Below are 16255 nucleotides of genomic sequence, written 5' to 3' on the forward strand. Positions count from 1 at the left end.
AGGCCGCGGGAGCGACCGGCTTGGAGACGCGCCTTTCGGCGCCATATCTTGCTCGACCCGCAAGCGGATCTCCGCCACAAGGCAGCGGTCAAATCGTCCTATCGGACGCGCGGGCGAAGTCCGCAAGTCCTTTCGATTCGTGGCAAAGCCCCTGCTGCCCTTGTGGTTGGTTCGCTTATTATGCGCATCGCACTTTTTCAACCAGGCATTCCCCAAAACGTAGGGGCCTGCATCCGCCTCACGGCCTGTTTTGGCCTCGGCCTCGACGTCATCGAGCCCTGTAGTTTTCCCTTGAACGACAAGAGCTTGAAACGCGCCGCCCTGGACTATGGCCCTTTGTCGCACCTGACCCGGCACGACAGCTGGGAGACATTCCTTAAGGCGCCGGAACGCGTTGACGGACGTCTTCTGCTGTTCACGACCAAGGGCGCGACGCCGTTGCACGACTTTTCATTCGAACACGGAGACACCCTGCTGTTCGGCAACGAGAGCCGCGGCGCGCCGGACGAGGTTCATGCGGCCGCTCACGGTCGAATCGTCATTCCGATCCGCGCGGAGGCGCGCTCGATGAACTTGGCGACGACAGCGGCGATGGCCTTGGGTGAAGCCTTGCGTCAGACCGGCGGCTTCCCCGCAGCGGGTTAGCTGTCGCCGAAATCCACGTCTCTGCGCGCGGCCACGATTGTGACGATGAAGCCGGCCAGCACGTCCAGCAGCACCATCAGCGTGATCAGGAAGAAGGTGGAGGTCGCAAAAGCCGGGGCGAGCAGAAACTCGACCAGGCACAGGATGAACAGCACCATCGACAGCGAGTGGTTGATGATCGCGATCTTGCGGCTGGTCGTCGACTTCAGAAGCTCCACAAAGAGCACGACGAGGGAAGCCGCCATCAACAGATCGCCCAGACTGACGGCCCAGTCGGTGCGGGAGGTCATATGGATGGTGAAAAGCGTCTCGGTCATGCGAACCGAGGCGTCCGTGGCCTTGAAGCCTCCGGTCAGCGTCAGGGCGACCAGATTGTAGACAATCACCGGCAAGGCCAGCAGCGGAACGGCCGCGAACATCGAGCTTCCCCCTCCAGCGCCCACCATGCGTGTGGGAGCCATGGTTAAGGCCTAGCCGGAATTTGCGCTTCGGTGAAGTCGGCTCGCCTAGCCCGAGACTAGGCCTCGTCCACACCTTGAGGATTACGCGCCCGCGACTGCAGCCACATCACCCCCAGCAGGTCAGAGACCGACGCCTTGAGGCGGCCGAAGTTGGTGTACTTCGACACGCCGCTCTCGCGATGCCGGTGATTGACCGGCTGGAACGCCACCTCATAGCCCTCGCGCAGCATCAGCGCCGGGATGTAGCGGTGGATGTGATCGAAGTACGGCAGGCGCAGAAAGGCCTCGCGCCGGAAGGCCTTCAGCCCGCAACCGGTGTCGTTGGCGGTGTCCTTCAAGAGCCGCTTGCGGACCCCGTTGCCGAACTTCGAAGCAAAGCGCTTGGCGTTGCTGTCCTGGCGCTTGACGCGTTCGCCGCCAACCAAGGCGAGCGTCTCGGGACCGGCCGCCAGGGCCTTGGCCAGGCGCGGGGCGTCGGCGGGGTCGTTTTGGCCGTCGCCGTCCAGGGTGACGATGATCGGACCGCGCGCGGCGAGGATCCCGCTGCGCACAGCGCGGCTTTGACCCGAATTCTTGCGATGCCCCAAAACCCGAAGCTGGGGAATTTCAGCCTTCAGCGCGATCAGCCGCGCCTTGGTGTCGTCGCGACTGGCGTCATCGACAAAGATCATCTCATAGGCTTCGCCGGCGAAGGCGGCCGCGATCTCTCGGGCCAGCTTCGGCGCGGCCTCGCCCTCGTCGAAGACAGGCACGACGACGGAATAATCGGGTGTGGCGGCGCGGGCGGCGTTCATCGCCCTCTAATACCGGAAAAATTTCCCCACGAAAGGATCGTGCTAAAGCAGGCGGTATGACGCTTGAATCTCGCCTCGACGACTGGAGCCGCGGGTGGCGCGCGCCGCTGTTCGCCGCGCTGGTCGCCCTGATCGCCGGCCTGCCTGGTCTGCTGGCCATGCCGCCGCTGGACCGCGATGAGTCGCGCTTCGCCCAGGCCACCTCCCAGATGCTGGAGACCGGCGACTATGTGGTCATCAAGTTCCAGGACCAGCCGCGCTTCAAGAAGCCCGTCGGCATCCACTGGATGCAGGCGCTGAGCGTCAAGGCGCTGTCCGACGCCGAGGCGCGCCAGATCTGGGCCTATCGCATTCCCTCGCTGCTGGGCGCCATGCTGGCGGCGGCGGCCTGCGCCTGGGGCGCGGCGGCCCTGTTCGACCCGCGCACAGGCCTGCTGGCCGGATCTATCCTGGGGGCGACCTTCCTGCTGTCGTCCGAGGCGTTCATCGCCAAGACCGACGCGGCGTTGTGCGGCACGACCACCCTGGCCATGGCGGCCCTGGCGCGGGTCTACATGGCGCATCGCAGAGGCGAGCCTTCGAGCAAAGGGACCAAGCTCGCCTTCTGGCTGGGCCTGTCCCTGGCCGCGTTGATCAAGGGGCCCGTGGGCCTGCTGGTGGCGATCTTCGCCCTCGTCACCCTGGCGGTCTGGGACCGAAAGGCCGGCTGGATGAAAGGCCTGGGCTGGACCTGGGGCCTGATCCTGTTCGCCGCGATCACTCTGCCCTGGGCGATGATGATCACCGTGGCCACCGACGGCGCCTTCTGGGGCGCGGCGGTCGGCGCGGACCTGGCCCCCAAGCTGGCCGGCGGCCAGGAAGGCCACTCCGGTCCTTTCGGCTATCATACGCTGTTGGCGCCGCTGCTGTCGTTCCCCGCCACCCTGCTATTGCCCGCGGCCCTGGTCGTCGGCTGGACCAAGCGTGACGAGCCCGGCGTGCGCTTCGCGCTTTGCTGGCTGATCCCGACCTGGCTGATGTTCGAGCTTCTGCCGACCAAGCTGGTTCACTACGAGCTCCCGGCCTATGGCGCCTTGGCCATGCTGATGGCCGCCGCCGTGCGCGAGCCGATCGGCCAGCGGTCACGCTGGATCGGCGGCGCGCTGTCGGTGCTGATGGGCGCGGCCCTGGCGGCTGTGGCGATCTACGGCCAGACCGCCTTTGGCGCGGCAAGCGATCTTGTCTGGACCATCCTGGCCACCCTGCTCGCCCTGGGCGCGGGCGTCGCCGGCGCAGCGCTGCTACTTCTTCATCAGTCCGCGCGAGCGCTGGTCACCGCCGGAGCCCTCGGCGTAGCCGCCCATATCGCTCTGACCGCCGGCCTGATCCCCCGCTTGGAGCCGCTTTTCTTGTCGCGGGATCTGGCCCGGACCCTGGACGCCGCCCGCCTGTCGCCGCAGTCGGGCGCGCCGGGTCCGGTGGCGGTGACTGGCTACGCCGAGCCGAGCCTGATCTTCAAACTTGGTACGACGACCCAACTGACAGACGGGGCGGGCGCGGCTCGGGCGATCTCCGAGGGCCGTCCGGCCATCGTCGAGGCGCGGGAGGAAAAGCTTTTCCAAACAGCCTTGAAGGCGCTCGGCTTGACGGCCCGGCCCGCCGCCGTGGTCGAAGGCTTGAATTATTCCGACGGCGACGAAGAGCGCCTGACCGTCTATCGCGGCGAACCGATCGCCCCCCAGGAGGCCCAGCCATGAGCCGCTTCATCCAGATCGTCGAGGTCGGGCCGCGCGACGGGCTGCAGAACGAGAAGACCGTACTGAGCGTCCCGGAAAAGCTGGATCTGATCGCCAGGCTGGAGGCCGCCGGCGCTCGTCGCACCGAGGTCGTGTCGTTCGTGAACCCCAGCCGCGTGCCGCAAATGGCCGGGGCTGAAGAGATCATGGCCGCCCTGCCCGCCGATCTCGTCCATTCGCGGATCGGCCTGGTCCTGAACATGCGGGGCTGGGAGCGATGCGTGTCGACCGGCTGCGACGAAGCCAATGTCGTGGTCTGCGCCTCGGACGGCTTCGCCACCCGCAACCAGGGCTCGACGACGCGCCAGCAAGTCGAGACCCTGGCGGCCATCGTCGAGCGCCAGGCCAGCGAAGGCGGCCCCCCGATCACCGCCACCATCTCGGTGGCGTTCGGCTGTCCGTTCGACGGCGAGGTTTCCGAGGACCAGGTGGTGGCCATCGTGCGTGAGGCCGCCGCGCTGGGTGTGCCCGAGATCGCCATCGCCGACACCATCGGCGTGGCCGAGCCCTGGACCGTCCGCAAAAGGATCGAGGCCGCCCGCGCCGCCGCGCCGAACGCTCGACTGCGCATGCATTTCCACGACACCCGCAACACGGGCCTGGCCAACGCCTTCGCCAGCGTCGAGGCGGGCGTGGACGTGCTGGACGCTTCGGTTGGAGGCTTGGGCGGCTGTCCGTTCGCCCCGGCCGCCACCGGCAATATCGGCACCGAGGATCTGGTCTACATGCTGGAACGCGCCGGTTTCGAGACCGGTTACGATCTGGCGGCGCTGATCGCGATTGGCCGCGACATCAGCGCGCGCCTCGGCAAGGCCCCCGCCTCTTCCCTGGCCCGCGCCGGAGGATTTCCCGCATGAAGCGCCTGACAGCTCTGCTCGCCCTGGGCCTCTCCGCCTGCGTCGCCGCGCCCGTGGCCGACGCAGGACCCGCGCGCTGCGACGTCACGATCCGGTTTGGCAGCTACGGCGCTGGGATCGACCGCGCGCTCGCCGACCAGGTCGCGGCCGCCGTGAAGTCCGACCGGGCGATCGCTCGCTCCGAACGCAAGCCCTGGGGCCGCGAGGGCGAGTTCGACCAGTGCCTGACAGTGAAGCCGGGACGCGACGCCAGGGCGGTTTTTGCGCGTTATCGAGCGATGCTTCCCGCGCGGAATCTCAAAGCGCCGACGTCGATCGAGGGCCCGGACGGCCTGAAGTTCGAGACCATTGCGCCGATGTAGGCGTCCAGCCTGAAGGGGCACGCCTCGAAGGACGCAAAGACGCGCCGACCCGCAGCCCTAGATGGGGCGACCGGTCAGTTTCCATAGCAGTGGGCGGCATACGCTCATGAGCATGATCGCCGGGGCCAGCAGCACGGCGGCGGCGAACAGCTGCAGGCTGTCGGCGCGCTTGATGAAGTAACGGGTCAAACCCACGCCCTTGTGGAACTCGACCTTCACCGGGTGTTCCAAGCTGGTGTGGCCCAGGTGGATCACTTGGGCGTTGGGCTGGAACAGCACTCGGCCGCCGGCCCGGCGGGCGCGCCAGCACAGGTCGATGTCTTCGACGTGCAGGAAGTAGCCCTCGTCGAAGCCGTTCAGGGCCTCGAAATCGGCGCGACGCATGGCGAAGCAGGCGCCCGAGATCGTTGGCATCGGCACCGGCGCGCCGGGCAGAGGCTCGTTCTCACGATGGATTTCGAACGCCGCAAGCTTGGGATAGCGGCGCGTCAGTTGCCCGAAGCTCAGAACGGTGCTGATCGGCGTGACCTCGCCTCTGCGCCCGCCGCGCTGCTCGCTGCCGTCGGCGTTGAGAACCCGCGCGCCGACGATCGTGGGCACGGGCTGGCCCTTGAAGGCTGTGACGAGCGACGCCACGCAACCGGGCTGCAGGTTGGCGTCAGGATTGAGGAAGACGATGTACTCGCCGCCGGCTGTCACAGCGCCAAGATTGGCTCCGCGGGCGAAGCCGACATTGCCGTGGCCTTGTTTGAGCACAACGCGCGGCTCGGTGAGGGCCAGGGACCGCAGCATGTCCTCATCGCGCGAAGACGAGCCGTTGTCGACGATGATGAATTCATCGATCAGCGGCTCGGCCAGTACGTGGCGGATGCTTTCGACAAGCGCCTCTCCCGTCCGATAGACGACCATGACGACGGACACGTTCGGACGAGCCGGACGGGCGCCAACGGCAAGGGTCGAAACAGACGGGAGAATGCTGTTCATCAGGCGGCCGCAGCCTCCTGGTCGGCCCGGGCGCGCGCGACGTCGGGCGGCGTCGCGTCGGACTGCAGCACCCGGAGCGCTTCCTCAAGCGACAGGATGCTCTGACCTTCGCCGCCGAGGCGACGAAGGGCCAGTTGCCCCGTTTCCGCTTCCTTACGTCCGACCACTGCGATCACTGGCACCTTCGCGAGGCTGTGCTCGCGGATCTTATAGTTGATCTTCTCGTTTCGCAGGTCCAGCTCCGCACGCATACCCAGTTTCGTCAATTTCTCGACGACCTCGCGGGCATAGTCATCGGCGTCGGAGGTAATCGTAGCCACCACCACTTGCGTTGGCGCCAGCCACACGGGCAGAGCGCCCGCGAAGTTTTCCAACAGAATGCCGATGAAACGCTCGAAGGACCCCAGGATTGCACGGTGAAGCATCACTGGACGCTTCTTCGAACCATCCTCCGAAACGTACTCGGCGTCCAATCGTTCCGGCAGAACGAAATCAAGTTGCAGCGTGCCGCACTGCCAGACCCGACCGATGGCGTCCTTCAGCGAGAACTCCAGCTTGGGCCCATAGAACGCACCTTCGCCGGGCTGCAGGGTCAGGGTCTCGCCGGCGGCTTCGGCGGCTGCGGCCAAGGCGGCCTCGGCCTTGTCCCACGTCTCGTCCGTGCCGGCGCGCAGCTCGGGGCGCGTCGAGAACTTGGTGTCCGCCAGCGTCATGCCCAGGTCGTTATAGACGCTGCGCAACAGTTCGATGAACCGGGCGCTCTCCTCGGTGACCTGCTCTTCGCGGCAGAAGATGTGGGCGTCGTCCTGCGTAAACGCGCGGACCCGCATGATGCCGTGCATCGCGCCAGAGGGCTCGTAGCGGTGGCAGGCGCCGAACTCCGCCATGCGCAGCGGCAGCTCGCGATAGCTCTTCTGGCCTACGTTGAAGATCTGGATGTGGCCGGGGCAGTTCATCGGCTTGACCGCCAGGACCTCGCCCTCGGCGCTCTCGCACATGAACATCGCATGGCCGAACTTCTCGGCGTGGCCCGACTTTTCCCACAGGCTGCGATCCAGGATCTGCGGGGTCTTCACTTCCTTGTAGCCGGCCGCATCGAGGCGACGACGCATATAGTCCTCTAGCACCCGATAGAGCGCCCAGCCCTTCGGGTGCCAGAACACCATGCCCTTGCCCTCTTCCTGGATGTGGAAGAGGTCCATGGTCTTGCCCAGCTTGCGGTGATCGCGCTTCTCGGCCTCCTCGATGCGCTTGAGATGCGCTTCGAGATCGGCTTCCGAGGCCCAGGCCGTGCCGTAGATGCGTTGGAGCTGCGCGTTGTTCTGGTCGCCGCGCCAATAGGCCCCGGCCAGCTTGGTCAGCTTGAAGGCCTTGCCGACATGCTTGGTCGACGGCAGGTGGGGACCACGGCACAGATCCTTCCAGGCGCCTTGGCGATAGACCGTGATCGTGTCGGTATCGGGCAGATCGCGGATGATCTGCGCCTTGTACTGCTCGCCGATGCCGTCGAAGTGGGCGATGGCCTCGTTGCGGTCCCAGACCTCGCGCGTGATCTTCTCGTCGCGATCGACGATCTCCTTCATGCGCTTTTCGATCTTCTCCAGATCGTCCAGGCTGAAGGGCTCATCGCGCGCGAAGTCGTAATAAAAGCCATCCTCGACGTTCGGGCCGATGGTGACCTGGGTGCCGGGGAACAGCTCCTGCACGGCCTCAGCCAGCACGTGAGCGGTGTCGTGACGGATGGTGTCCAGCGCCTCGGGCGCCTCACGCGTCAGGATCTCGAACTTGCGCTCGCCCGTCAGCAGGTCGGGGGTCAGCGGACGATCGAGGTCGAGAACCTGACCATCCAGCTTGATCAGCAGAGCCTTCTTTTCCAGTGACTTGGAGATGGCGGCCGCGACGTCGCGCCCCGTCGAGCCGTCAGGATATTGACGCGCCGAGCCGTCGGGGAAAACCAGATCGATCATTCTTCACATTTCCACTTGCGTGGCTGGTGTCGCGGCGGCGGCGGGTCATAGCCCGATCCACCAAACGGGTTGCAACGGCAAATCCGTCGTAACCCCAGCCAGGAGCCCTTGAGCGGGCCATGATCCTTGAGAGCGGCGGCCGTGTACTCCGAGCAGCTCGGCGTAAAACGGCACTGACGCCCGATGAGAGGCGAGAGCGTCAACTTGTAGGCCCGAAGGCCCAAATCGACGGTGCGTTCGTAGAAGGTCATGCCGGCGCGCGAATTGTTGCGATGCGGTTACACACCCCGAAGGGGGTCGCGATCAAGACGCGCCGGCGGTGCTAGTTCGCGTTTCGCCGACGCCTGTGGCCTTACAGACAGCCTCGACCGTCGCGTCGAACGCCAACAGCGTCGAGGCGTGACGAGCGGGATAGTCCTTGACCGGCTCCAGCACGGCGAGCTCCGCAAACCGGCCCGCAGGAGGCGGACCGTTCGCTTTGAGCATAGCGGCAAGCGAGTCGCGCGCCAACTCGATGTCCGAAAGTTCCGCGCCGATCACGTTCGCCCCCAGGATCGCCGCGGCGGCCTGTCCCAAGGCGCAGGCCGAAACGTCCTGGGCGTAGTCGACGACCTTGCCGTCCTCGACCATGACATCGACGGTGATCCGGCTGCCGCACAGCTTGGCGGTCTTTTCGGCGCTGGCGTCCGGCGCGGCCAGGCGGCCAGCGCGCGGCATGTTGGCCACGAGCCCCAGGATCCGGGCGCTGTAGAGATCGTCGATCATCGTCGGCTAGATGGTGCTCGCGGACCGCTCGGACCAGATCGCCTCAGCGCGGTCACGCACCGCCTCGCCCATCTGGGTGAACGCCGCCTTCAGCCGGCGGCGCTCGTCACGGCTGACGAAACGCAGCAGCATGCCCATGAACAGCTCGCCGTTCGAGAAGGTCGCGTTGGCCGGACCCATGTTCTCGATCTCAAGATACCGGATCGCGGTCACGAAGCCGCCCAGCCGGCTCGAACGCCAGTGCAATTGCTCATAGGGCACCCAGTCCTGGACAATCGGCTGGATGACCGTGGGCGGCTGACCTGGCAGGTGCTGCTCCAGCACCAGGGTCGAGCCCACCTTCATCACGCCCTCGGCCCGCCGGTAGAGCGGGTTCCAGTGCGCCCAGCCTTCGAAGTCCGAGACGACCTCCCAGACGATCTCGGCCGGCGCCTGGACACCGATGCGATGCTCGACAGCGCGTTGCATAATCAGTCCTTCATCCGCCAGGTCGCACCCGAGGGTCCGTCCATCACCACCACGCCCAGGGCGTCCAGCTCGCCACGAATGGCGTCGGCGGCCGGCCAATCCTTGGCGGCGCGGGCGGCGACCCGCTTGGCCAGCAGGTCTTCGACCTTGGCCTTTAGCTCATCCGAGGCGTCGCCCTCGAACCAGGCGTCCGGGTCAGCCTGCAGGAAGCCCAGCAGCGCGCCAGCCTCAAGCAAGCGCGCCTTGTTGGCCGCGATGGCGACGGTGTCGCCGGCGGTGACAGCCTTCTCGATCAGGCTCGACACCTCGAAGAAGGCCGAGGTGGCCAGCGGCGTGTTGAGGTCGTCCATCAAGGCCGAGACCACGTCGGCGGGCGCTTCCATGGCCTGATCCGGCGCGATGTCCTTGGCGCGACGCAGGGCGCCATAGAGGCGGTCCAGCGACTTCTTGGACTGCTCCAGCAGCTCGGGCGTCCAGTCCAGCGGCTGGCGATAGTGGGCCGACAGCAGCGCCCAGCGGATCACCTCGCCCGGAACCGTCTTCAGCAGCTCGTGCGGGATGATCACATTGCCCAGGCTCTTGGACATCTTCTCCCCGCCCATGTCGAGGAAGCCGTTGTGCATCCAGTAGTTGGCCAGCACCGACGTTTTGTGGGCGCAGCGGCTCTGGGCGACCTCGTTCTCGTGGTGCGGGAAGGTCAGGTCGATGCCGCCGGCGTGGATGTCGATCGTCTTGCCCAGCGCCTTGTCGATCATGGCCGAGCATTCGATGTGCCAGCCCGGACGGCCCGCGCCCCAGGGGCTGTCCCACTCGGGCTCGTTTTCCTTCGACGGCTTCCACAGCACGAAATCGGCCGGGTGGCGCTTGTAGGGCGCGACCTCGACGCGGGCGCCGGCGATCATCTCGTCCAGCGGCCGGCCCGACAGCTGGCCGTAGTCGGCGAAGCTCTGGGTGTCGAACAGCACGTGACCCTCGGCGGCGTAGGCGCTGCCGTTGTCGACCAGTTGGCCGATCATCTCGAGGATGGCGCCGATGTGCTCGGTGGCCTTGGGCTCGAGGTTGGGCCGGAGCGCGCCTAGCGCGTCGGCGTCCTGATGGTAGGCGGCCAGGTAGCGATCGGTGATCAAGCTGATCGGCACGCCCTCGTCGGCGGCCTTCTTGTTGATCTTGTCGTCGACGTCCGTGACGTTGCGCGCATAGACCACAGCGTCCTCGCCATAGAGGTGGCGCAGAACGCGATAGAGCACGTCGAACACCACCACGGGCCGGAAGTTGCCAATGTGAGCGTAGTTGTAGACCGTCGGACCGCACACATACATCGTCACCCGCTTGGGATCGGCGGGAACGAAGTCGCGCTTTTCGCGCGTCAGGGTGTCGTGGATCTTAAGGGTCATGACTCTGGGTTCTGACGTAGCGGAAGGGTGTTGCCCACCCCATGAACGGCCCCATATAGCTTTCTGTTACGGCCAGGGCCACGGCGTGATGCGTCTAAGTTCCCGGCCCGGCCGTATGTGAAACGGGTGGCACGCGTCATTCCGAGGCGATCGGCGTCTCGGCGCAACTCAGCCCGTGGAAAGAAACCCTCCAAAATGGACGCACTGACCCGCGAGCGAACCCTGATCGGCTCGGACGATACGACCGGTCTTGATCTTGAACCCGCCCAGCGCCCCACCAAGGACGAGGCCATGGCCGCCGTGCGGACTTTGCTGGCCTGGGCCGGCGATAATCCGGAACGTGAAGGCCTTCTCGACACGCCCAAGCGCGTGGTCGAGGCCTTTGACGAGTGGTTCGCCGGCTACCACGGCGATCCGGCCAAGGAACTGTCGCGCACCTTCGAGGACGTGCAGGGATATGACGACATGGTCATGCTGCGCGGCATCGACGTGCAGAGCCACTGCGAACACCACATGGCGCCGTTCCTGGGCAAGGCCTGGGTCGCCTACATGCCGACCGGCAAGGTCGTGGGCTTGTCGAAGCTGGCGCGCCTGGTCGAGATCTTCGCCAAGCGTCTCCAGACCCAGGAGACCATGACGATGCAGATCGCCGACGCCATCGAGGACCACCTGTCGGCGGCCGGCGTCGCCGTCCTGATCGACGCCGAGCACCAGTGCATGAGCACCCGCGGCGTCCACCACCACGACGTCTCGACGATCACCACCCAGTTCCGCGGCGTGTTCAAGACCGACAAGGTCCTGCAGCAGCGCTTCATGGATCTGGTGCGTCCTTCGAGGCGCGCTTAGCAGCGCGCACCTCAGGATGAGGATCGTTTGCTGATTTCCTCATCCTGAGGCGGCCGCGCAGCGGGCCTCGGGGGGCCGCACGCGTTAAGCCGCCCGCCAGATCCCCTGACGGATCCGCGCCACGCAGGCGTGCACCGGCGGATGCACCAGCGTCACCAGCACGAAGCTGATCAGCATCAGCAGGTACCAGGCGCCCATCTTCTCGAAGGGCACCATGCGCCAGCCTTCGGCCTGGCTGGGATAGATCCAGGCGCCGGCGAAGGTGCCGAGGTTCTCGGCGATCCAGATGAAGAATGACACCAGAACTGCGCCCATCAGCATGGGCATGCGGCGCGCGGTCTGGTCGGGCGTGAACACGAACCAGGTGCGTGCGAACAGCAGAACCGACAGCGCAAACAGCCCCACCCGGATGTCGATCATGTAGTGGTGCGTGAAGAAGTTGGCGTAGATCAGCACCGCTAGGATGTGCGTCGTCCAGAACGGCGGGTAGCGGATGAAGGTGATGTCGAACAGTCGCCAGATGCGGGCGATGTAGCTGCCGACGCAGGCGTACATGAAGCCGGTGAACAGCGGCACGCCGCCGATCCGCAAGAAGCTCTCCTCGGGGTAGATCCAAGAGCCTTGAGCGGTCTTGAACAGCTCCATGATCGTGCCGACGACGTGGAACATGAAGATCACCAGCGCCTCGTCCCAGCGCTCCAGCTTCAGCGCCAGCAAGGCGGCCTGGATCGCGATCGCAGCGACCACCAGAAAATCATAACGGGCGATCGGCGTCGCCTCGGGCCAGAACAGCTTGGTTCCGACCAGCAGGGCCAGCATGAGTCCGCCGAACAGACAGGCCCAGGCCTGCTTGAGCCCAAACAGCAGAAACTCGTAGGCGTAGCCGTTCCAGCGTGACCGCCGCGCCCACGGCCTGGCCCGCTCATCCAGCGCCGCCACGCCAGCCTTGATGCGGTCTTTCAGGTTCATCGCGTTCCCTGGGACGCGCGAAACGCGTCCGCTTTCCCCAGAAGCGGCGCGGAAACTAGCGCAGGCTCGAAGCCTGCGCCATATGTGGCGCATGAGCACCGAACTGTTCCCCCAAGCCCACACCAAGCACGATCTTGAGCGGGGCTCGGCCCTCGCGCCGCGCTTCAATGGCGATGGCTTGGTCGTGGCTGTAGCCCAGCACGCCGACACCGGCGAGATCCTGATGCTGGCCTGGATGAACGCCGAGGCGCTGAAGCTGACGGTCGACACCCAGATCGCGCACTACTTCAGTCGATCGCGTAATGAACTCTGGAAGAAGGGCGACACCAGCGGCCAACTGCAAGATGTGGTCGAGCTGCGGGTCGACTGCGACCAGGACGCCGTATTGCTCAAGGTCCGCCCGCGCGGCGATGGCGGGGCCTGCCACGTGGGCTTCCGGTCGTGCTTCTACCGGGTGCTGGAAGACGGGGCGCTGATCGAGAAACCCTGAGGCTTCCGATCAAGGCGTCGTGCGGCCCAAGGCTCGAACCAGCGATGCGCAGCCCAGGCCAGGCCCAGCGCCAGAGGGAAGGCCAGAGCGTTGAGGCTCCAACGTACGATCCCATCGGGCATCGTCCGGGTGACTTCAGCCAGCCCCATTACGACCGGAATATGCAAGGCGTACAGCGCGTAGGAGAGGCCCGCTAGCGCGTCCAGCGCAGGCCGCAGCCGACCAACCGTCGCCTGCGCCGCCGAGGCGACGATTGCAGGGAAAAGCACTAGTCCCGCGAACAGATCAAACACGGCGCGCCCGGTCTCGGGGACTGGCGGCGTAAGCGTGAGGACGACCACCGCCAGAATCGGAACGATCGGCGCGGCGGGAACGAGCGACCTTCCCGCCATGACCAGTCGCGCCGCCAGCACGCCGGCGAAAAAGCCGTAGACCACCCGTGGAGCGCCCATCCACCAGGCGCCCCCTTCTGGTCCCAGCGAGCCCGTCCCCTGGCTGATCACCAGGGTGATGTGAGCGGCGGCGCCCACCAGAACCAAGGCGACCAGTCGTCGGGTGGATAGCCAGGGCGCGACCAACGCATAGACGAGATTGGAGGCCAATTCCCACATCAGCGACCACTGCGGACCATTGAGCGGGAATACGTCGCGGCCCGCTGTGAAGGGCACGAACAGCAGACCCAGGCTTAAAAGCAGCGCGACAGAAGCCGGATCCTTGCCGCCGATCAGCCACAAGGTCGCCCCCAGAAACAGGCCCAGGGCAGCCATGGGGTAGAGGCGTTTGAGGCGCTTGAGCATGAAGGCGCAGCCCGCGCCATCCGCCAGCGCTCCGTCGTAGGCTCGCGCCAGAACAAAGCCGCTGATGACGAAAAAGAGGTCGACCGCCAGGTAGCCGTGGCTGAGAATTTCGCGCGGCAGGGCCAGTCCGCGCGCATGGTAAGCCAGCACCAACAGGGCGGCGAGGCCCCGCAGGGCGTCCAGACCTGGGATGCGGCTTGCGGTCATGCTGACAACAGACCATGGATTGGTTGAGAAAGCCGGAAAGCCCGCGATGACCACGCTCGAGGCCCTGATCGCCTTCACTCTCGCGGCCGGCCTCTTGACGTTGACACCCGGCCTGGACACCGCGCTGGTCATCCGCACAGCGGCTGCAGAAGGCCCGCGTCGCGCCGCCGGCGCAGCAATCGGCATCGGACTCGGCTGCATGATCTGGGGCGCGGCCGCATCATTCGGGGTCGGCGCGCTTCTGACGGCGTCGCAGGCGGCCTACACGGTGCTGAAATGGGCCGGCGCGATCTACCTCGCCTGGACGGGATTGCGCATGATCCTGCGACCACGCGAGGCCTTCGAGCCGGGCGAGACCAAGCCCGTCGACGCAGGGCCCGCCGCAGCGCTGCGACGTGGCTTGCTGACCAACCTGCTCAATCCCAAGGTCGGAATCTTCTACGTCTCGTTCCTGCCCCAGTTCATGCCCGCCGGCGTTGATCCGGCGCGCTTTGGACTGTTGCTCACGACGATCCACGTCGTGGAGGGCCTGGCGTGGTTCGCGCTGCTCATCGCAGCCACCGTCCCCATCGCAGGAATCTTGCGGTTACCGGTGGTGGTCCGCTGGTTGGACCGGACCACCGGCCTGGTGTTCATCGCGTTCGGCCTGCGCTTGGCTCTCGACCGGCGCTAGAGCATTTTTCGAGCGAAGTGGTTCCGGTTCGCGTGAAGAAAAATTCGTCAAAACAAAAGATTAGAGCTCACGGCCTGACGCAGTCAGGTCGTGAAATGCTCTAGACTTCCCGCAGGGCCTCCACCCCGCCGTCCGCCGCCGGCGTGACGACAAACCGCTTGAGCGCGCTGACCGTGTAGGTCGGCTCAAGGATGGTGGAGACCGCCATCAGGTCGCTGGTCGCCTTGCCATGCGCGAGGGTCAGCACCACGAAACCCTTCGCGCTCGGATGCGCGTATTTGACTTCCTTGTTGCGCTGCACGAACGCCTCGCCGAGCGGCACGCCCGGAAGGATGTCGCCATAGCCGGGCGAGGTGACCGAGGTGGTCCCGAACTCGACCGCCACGCGCTTCTGGCCCGCGTCGTTCCACAGCTCGTTGGCCCAGAACATGTGGCTGTCGCCAGCCAGCACGATCGGACGGGCCTTGGCCGCGCTGAAGATGTCGTAGACCCGCTGACGATCAGCGGGATAGCCGTCCCAAGCGTCGAGGTTGGAGGGAATGTCATAGGCCGCCATGGCCACCGACTGCGCGACGCGGCTGCGCGCGTAGTCGGGCAGCTTGGCGAGCAGCCCGGCGAACGCGGCTTCGCCCATGGTCGCCTTGAGGTCCGGCGCCGCGACGCGGGCCATGACCACCTGGTTGCCAAGCACCTGCCAGGCCGTTCCAGCCTTGACCGACGCATCGACCTGCCCCGCCAGCCAGCGCTCCTGTCCCTCGCCCATCATACGACGGCTGGGATCCTTCCACTTGGCGGCGAAGGCCGCGATATCGGGCTTGCCTTCGACGACCGGCAGATCGACGTCATAGTCGAGCTCCGGCGTGCGCGCGGTCAGACGGGTCTCGACCATCATGAGCGACGCCACGTCGCCGAACTGGAACGATCGCCAGGCGGCTTCCGGGAGCGTCGCCTCGCGGATCGGCATCCACTCGTAATAGGCCTTCAGCGCTGCGGCCTTGCGCGCCGTCCAGTCACCTTCGGTCTTGGGCTGATGGTTCTCGGCCCCGCCAACCCAACTGTCGTTGGCGGTCTCGTGGTCGTCCCAGACCACGATCCAAGGCGCGCGGGCATGAGCCGCCTGAAGGCCTGGGTCGGTCTTGTACTGGGCGTGACGACGACGATAGTCCTCAAGCGTCACGATCTCATGCGGCGGGTCCGGCGCGCGCGCCGCAGCCACCGGCGAGTTCATGCCGTAGTCCTTGGGGCTTCCACCGTACTCATAGATATAGTCGCCCAGGTGCAGCACCGCGTCGACGCGCGGCAGCTTGGCGATGGCGTCATAGGCGTTGAAGTAGCCGTTGGGATGCAGGCTACAAGAGGCCACCGCCAGGACGACGTCCTTGGTCGCGCCGACCGGCAGTGTGCGCGTGCGTCCGACCGGCGACGTTACGCCATTGGCCTTGAACCGATACCAGTACTCGGTGGCCGGCTTCAGGCCCTGGCCGTCGAGGTCATGCTTGACGGTCCAGTCGCGGCTGGCGCGGGCGCGCAGGCCGCGACTGATGGTGATCAGGGTCTTGAAATCGGGGTCGACGGCGATCTCAAGATCGACGTCGATGTCGCCGGTCGTCGGCTGCTTGGGCGTCACGCGCGTCCAGAAGACGACGGCGCTTGGGCCGGGATCGCCGCTGGCGACGCCGTGCTCGAAGGCCACAGCCCCCTTGTAGGCCACGACAGGCTTGGCCGCGGCCTCACCCGCAGCCGCCCCCGACACGCCCAGTAGTCCGAGCAACCTGCGACGATCGATCTTCATCCCGACCTC

At 66.1% G+C, this 16255-nt stretch carries 18 protein-coding genes; 7 read left to right on the forward strand and 11 right to left on the reverse strand.

Annotated elements, in window-relative coordinates; all coding sequences use genetic code 11:
- Positions 1 to 180 precede the first annotated feature (180 nt).
- On the forward strand, positions 181 to 645 hold the full coding sequence (locus J2X45_RS13560) for a tRNA (cytidine(34)-2'-O)-methyltransferase (RefSeq protein WP_310216047.1): 465 nt from the start codon (positions 181 to 183) through the stop codon (positions 643 to 645).
- On the opposite strand, the gene J2X45_RS13565 is transcribed toward J2X45_RS13560, so the two are convergent.
- The gene (locus J2X45_RS13565; protein WP_310215603.1) at positions 642 to 1064 is read right to left on the reverse strand and encodes a hypothetical protein; all 423 of its coding nucleotides are present in this window, start codon (positions 1062 to 1064) and stop codon (positions 642 to 644) included. The two genes, J2X45_RS13560 and J2X45_RS13565, sit on opposite strands and share 4 nt — an antisense overlap.
- Positions 1065 to 1162: 98 nt before the next feature.
- Positions 1163 to 1900 (reverse strand): glycosyltransferase family 2 protein, encoded by a 738-nt coding sequence (locus J2X45_RS13570; protein ID WP_310215604.1) that lies wholly within the window; start codon positions 1898 to 1900, stop codon positions 1163 to 1165.
- Between the two features lie 56 nt (positions 1901 to 1956).
- Here J2X45_RS13570 and J2X45_RS13575 point away from each other — a divergent pair, with 56 nt between their 5' ends.
- Genes J2X45_RS13575 through J2X45_RS13585 form a run of 3 tightly spaced genes read left to right on the forward strand, consistent with a single transcriptional unit; the run spans position 1957 to position 4894 of the window.
- Entirely contained in the window at positions 1957 to 3636 is a 1680-nt protein-coding gene (locus tag J2X45_RS13575) for a glycosyltransferase family 39 protein (RefSeq protein ID WP_310215605.1), read from the forward strand.
- On the forward strand, positions 3633 to 4532 hold the full coding sequence (locus J2X45_RS13580) for a hydroxymethylglutaryl-CoA lyase (protein ID WP_310215606.1): 900 nt from the start codon (positions 3633 to 3635) through the stop codon (positions 4530 to 4532). The genes J2X45_RS13575 and J2X45_RS13580 overlap by 4 nt, the downstream gene beginning before the upstream one ends.
- Complete coding sequence (locus J2X45_RS13585; protein WP_310215607.1) at positions 4529 to 4894, forward strand: hypothetical protein; 366 nt, start codon at positions 4529 to 4531, stop codon at positions 4892 to 4894. The genes J2X45_RS13580 and J2X45_RS13585 overlap by 4 nt, the downstream gene beginning before the upstream one ends.
- 57 nt (positions 4895 to 4951) lie before the next feature.
- Here J2X45_RS13585 and J2X45_RS13590 read toward each other — a convergent pair whose 3' ends face one another.
- From J2X45_RS13590 to cysS, 6 genes are read right to left on the reverse strand one after another with little or no spacing between them, the layout of a single operon-like run.
- Complete coding sequence (locus tag J2X45_RS13590) at positions 4952 to 5878, reverse strand: glycosyltransferase family 2 protein (protein WP_310215608.1); 927 nt, start codon at positions 5876 to 5878, stop codon at positions 4952 to 4954.
- Positions 5878 to 7845 carry a threonine--tRNA ligase gene (gene thrS, locus J2X45_RS13595; RefSeq protein ID WP_310215609.1) on the reverse strand — a complete coding sequence of 656 codons (1968 nt, stop codon included), beginning with the start codon at positions 7843 to 7845 and terminating at the stop codon, positions 5878 to 5880. The genes J2X45_RS13590 and thrS overlap by 1 nt, the downstream gene beginning before the upstream one ends.
- A complete protein-coding gene (yidD, locus tag J2X45_RS13600; protein ID WP_010918351.1) occupies positions 7842 to 8096 on the reverse strand; it encodes a membrane protein insertion efficiency factor YidD in 255 nt (84 codons plus the stop codon). The genes thrS and yidD overlap by 4 nt, the downstream gene beginning before the upstream one ends.
- A gap of 52 nt (positions 8097 to 8148) precedes the next feature.
- Positions 8149 to 8610, reverse strand: coding sequence for an iron-sulfur cluster assembly scaffold protein (locus tag J2X45_RS13605; RefSeq protein WP_310215610.1), 462 nt, complete (start codon positions 8608 to 8610; stop codon positions 8149 to 8151).
- Positions 8611 to 8616: 6 nt separating this feature from the next.
- On the reverse strand, positions 8617 to 9078 hold the full coding sequence (locus J2X45_RS13610; protein WP_310215611.1) for an SRPBCC domain-containing protein: 462 nt from the start codon (positions 9076 to 9078) through the stop codon (positions 8617 to 8619).
- A gap of 2 nt (positions 9079 to 9080) precedes the next feature.
- Positions 9081 to 10472, reverse strand: coding sequence for a cysteine--tRNA ligase (gene cysS / locus J2X45_RS13615; RefSeq protein ID WP_310215612.1), 1392 nt, complete (start codon positions 10470 to 10472; stop codon positions 9081 to 9083).
- Between the two features lie 195 nt (positions 10473 to 10667).
- Between cysS and folE the strand changes: the two genes are divergently transcribed.
- The gene (gene folE / locus J2X45_RS13620) at positions 10668 to 11318 is read left to right on the forward strand and encodes a GTP cyclohydrolase I FolE (protein WP_310215613.1); all 651 of its coding nucleotides are present in this window, start codon (positions 10668 to 10670) and stop codon (positions 11316 to 11318) included.
- Positions 11319 to 11402: 84 nt separating this feature from the next.
- On the opposite strand, the gene J2X45_RS13625 is transcribed toward folE, so the two are convergent.
- A complete protein-coding gene (locus J2X45_RS13625) occupies positions 11403 to 12287 on the reverse strand; it encodes a DUF817 domain-containing protein (RefSeq protein ID WP_310215614.1) in 885 nt (294 codons plus the stop codon).
- A gap of 91 nt (positions 12288 to 12378) precedes the next feature.
- Here J2X45_RS13625 and hisI point away from each other — a divergent pair, with 91 nt between their 5' ends.
- Positions 12379 to 12777: a phosphoribosyl-AMP cyclohydrolase gene (gene hisI / locus J2X45_RS13630; protein WP_310215615.1), complete on the forward strand. Its 399-nt coding sequence runs from the start codon at positions 12379 to 12381 to the stop codon at positions 12775 to 12777.
- Here hisI and J2X45_RS13635 read toward each other — a convergent pair.
- Positions 12735 to 13781 carry an acyltransferase gene (locus tag J2X45_RS13635; RefSeq protein ID WP_310215616.1) on the reverse strand — a complete coding sequence of 349 codons (1047 nt, stop codon included), beginning with the start codon at positions 13779 to 13781 and terminating at the stop codon, positions 12735 to 12737. The genes hisI and J2X45_RS13635 overlap by 43 nt on opposite strands.
- A 46-nt stretch (positions 13782 to 13827) precedes the next feature.
- Here J2X45_RS13635 and J2X45_RS13640 point away from each other — a divergent pair, with 46 nt between their 5' ends.
- Complete coding sequence (locus J2X45_RS13640; RefSeq protein ID WP_310215617.1) at positions 13828 to 14454, forward strand: LysE family translocator; 627 nt, start codon at positions 13828 to 13830, stop codon at positions 14452 to 14454.
- 100 nt (positions 14455 to 14554) lie between these two features.
- Here the strand turns inward: J2X45_RS13640 and J2X45_RS13645 are convergent, their stop codons facing one another.
- Positions 14555 to 16246: an alkaline phosphatase D family protein gene (locus J2X45_RS13645; protein ID WP_310215618.1), complete on the reverse strand. Its 1692-nt coding sequence runs from the start codon at positions 16244 to 16246 to the stop codon at positions 14555 to 14557.
- Positions 16247 to 16255: the final 9 nt, after the last annotated feature.

This window comes from Caulobacter sp. BE264 (genome assembly GCF_031457805.1).
GTDB lineage: Bacteria > Pseudomonadota > Alphaproteobacteria > Caulobacterales > Caulobacteraceae > Caulobacter.

Excerpts from the sequence above, each read along its gene's own strand:
- J2X45_RS13560 (WP_310216047.1), top strand. The coding sequence starts at position 181 with ATGCGCATCGCACTTTTTCAACCAGGCATTCCCCAAAACGTAGGGGCC.
- J2X45_RS13565 (WP_310215603.1), bottom strand. The coding sequence starts at position 1,064 with ATGTTCGCGGCCGTTCCGCTGCTGGCCTTGCCGGTGATTGTCTACAAT.
- J2X45_RS13570 (WP_310215604.1), bottom strand. The coding sequence starts at position 1,900 with ATGAACGCCGCCCGCGCCGCCACACCCGATTATTCCGTCGTCGTGCCT.
- J2X45_RS13575 (WP_310215605.1), top strand. The coding sequence starts at position 1,957 with ATGACGCTTGAATCTCGCCTCGACGACTGGAGCCGCGGGTGGCGCGCG.
- J2X45_RS13580 (WP_310215606.1), top strand. The coding sequence starts at position 3,633 with ATGAGCCGCTTCATCCAGATCGTCGAGGTCGGGCCGCGCGACGGGCTG.
- J2X45_RS13585 (WP_310215607.1), top strand. The coding sequence starts at position 4,529 with ATGAAGCGCCTGACAGCTCTGCTCGCCCTGGGCCTCTCCGCCTGCGTC.
- J2X45_RS13590 (WP_310215608.1), bottom strand. The coding sequence starts at position 5,878 with ATGAACAGCATTCTCCCGTCTGTTTCGACCCTTGCCGTTGGCGCCCGT.
- thrS (WP_310215609.1), bottom strand. The coding sequence starts at position 7,845 with ATGATCGATCTGGTTTTCCCCGACGGCTCGGCGCGTCAATATCCTGAC.
- yidD (WP_010918351.1), bottom strand. The coding sequence starts at position 8,096 with ATGACCTTCTACGAACGCACCGTCGATTTGGGCCTTCGGGCCTACAAG.
- J2X45_RS13605 (WP_310215610.1), bottom strand. The coding sequence starts at position 8,610 with ATGATCGACGATCTCTACAGCGCCCGGATCCTGGGGCTCGTGGCCAAC.
- J2X45_RS13610 (WP_310215611.1), bottom strand. The coding sequence starts at position 9,078 with ATGCAACGCGCTGTCGAGCATCGCATCGGTGTCCAGGCGCCGGCCGAG.
- cysS (WP_310215612.1), bottom strand. The coding sequence starts at position 10,472 with ATGACCCTTAAGATCCACGACACCCTGACGCGCGAAAAGCGCGACTTC.
- folE (WP_310215613.1), top strand. The coding sequence starts at position 10,668 with ATGGACGCACTGACCCGCGAGCGAACCCTGATCGGCTCGGACGATACG.
- J2X45_RS13625 (WP_310215614.1), bottom strand. The coding sequence starts at position 12,287 with ATGAACCTGAAAGACCGCATCAAGGCTGGCGTGGCGGCGCTGGATGAG.
- hisI (WP_310215615.1), top strand. The coding sequence starts at position 12,379 with ATGAGCACCGAACTGTTCCCCCAAGCCCACACCAAGCACGATCTTGAG.
- J2X45_RS13635 (WP_310215616.1), bottom strand. The coding sequence starts at position 13,781 with ATGACCGCAAGCCGCATCCCAGGTCTGGACGCCCTGCGGGGCCTCGCC.
- J2X45_RS13640 (WP_310215617.1), top strand. The coding sequence starts at position 13,828 with ATGACCACGCTCGAGGCCCTGATCGCCTTCACTCTCGCGGCCGGCCTC.
- J2X45_RS13645 (WP_310215618.1), bottom strand. The coding sequence starts at position 16,246 with ATGAAGATCGATCGTCGCAGGTTGCTCGGACTACTGGGCGTGTCGGGG.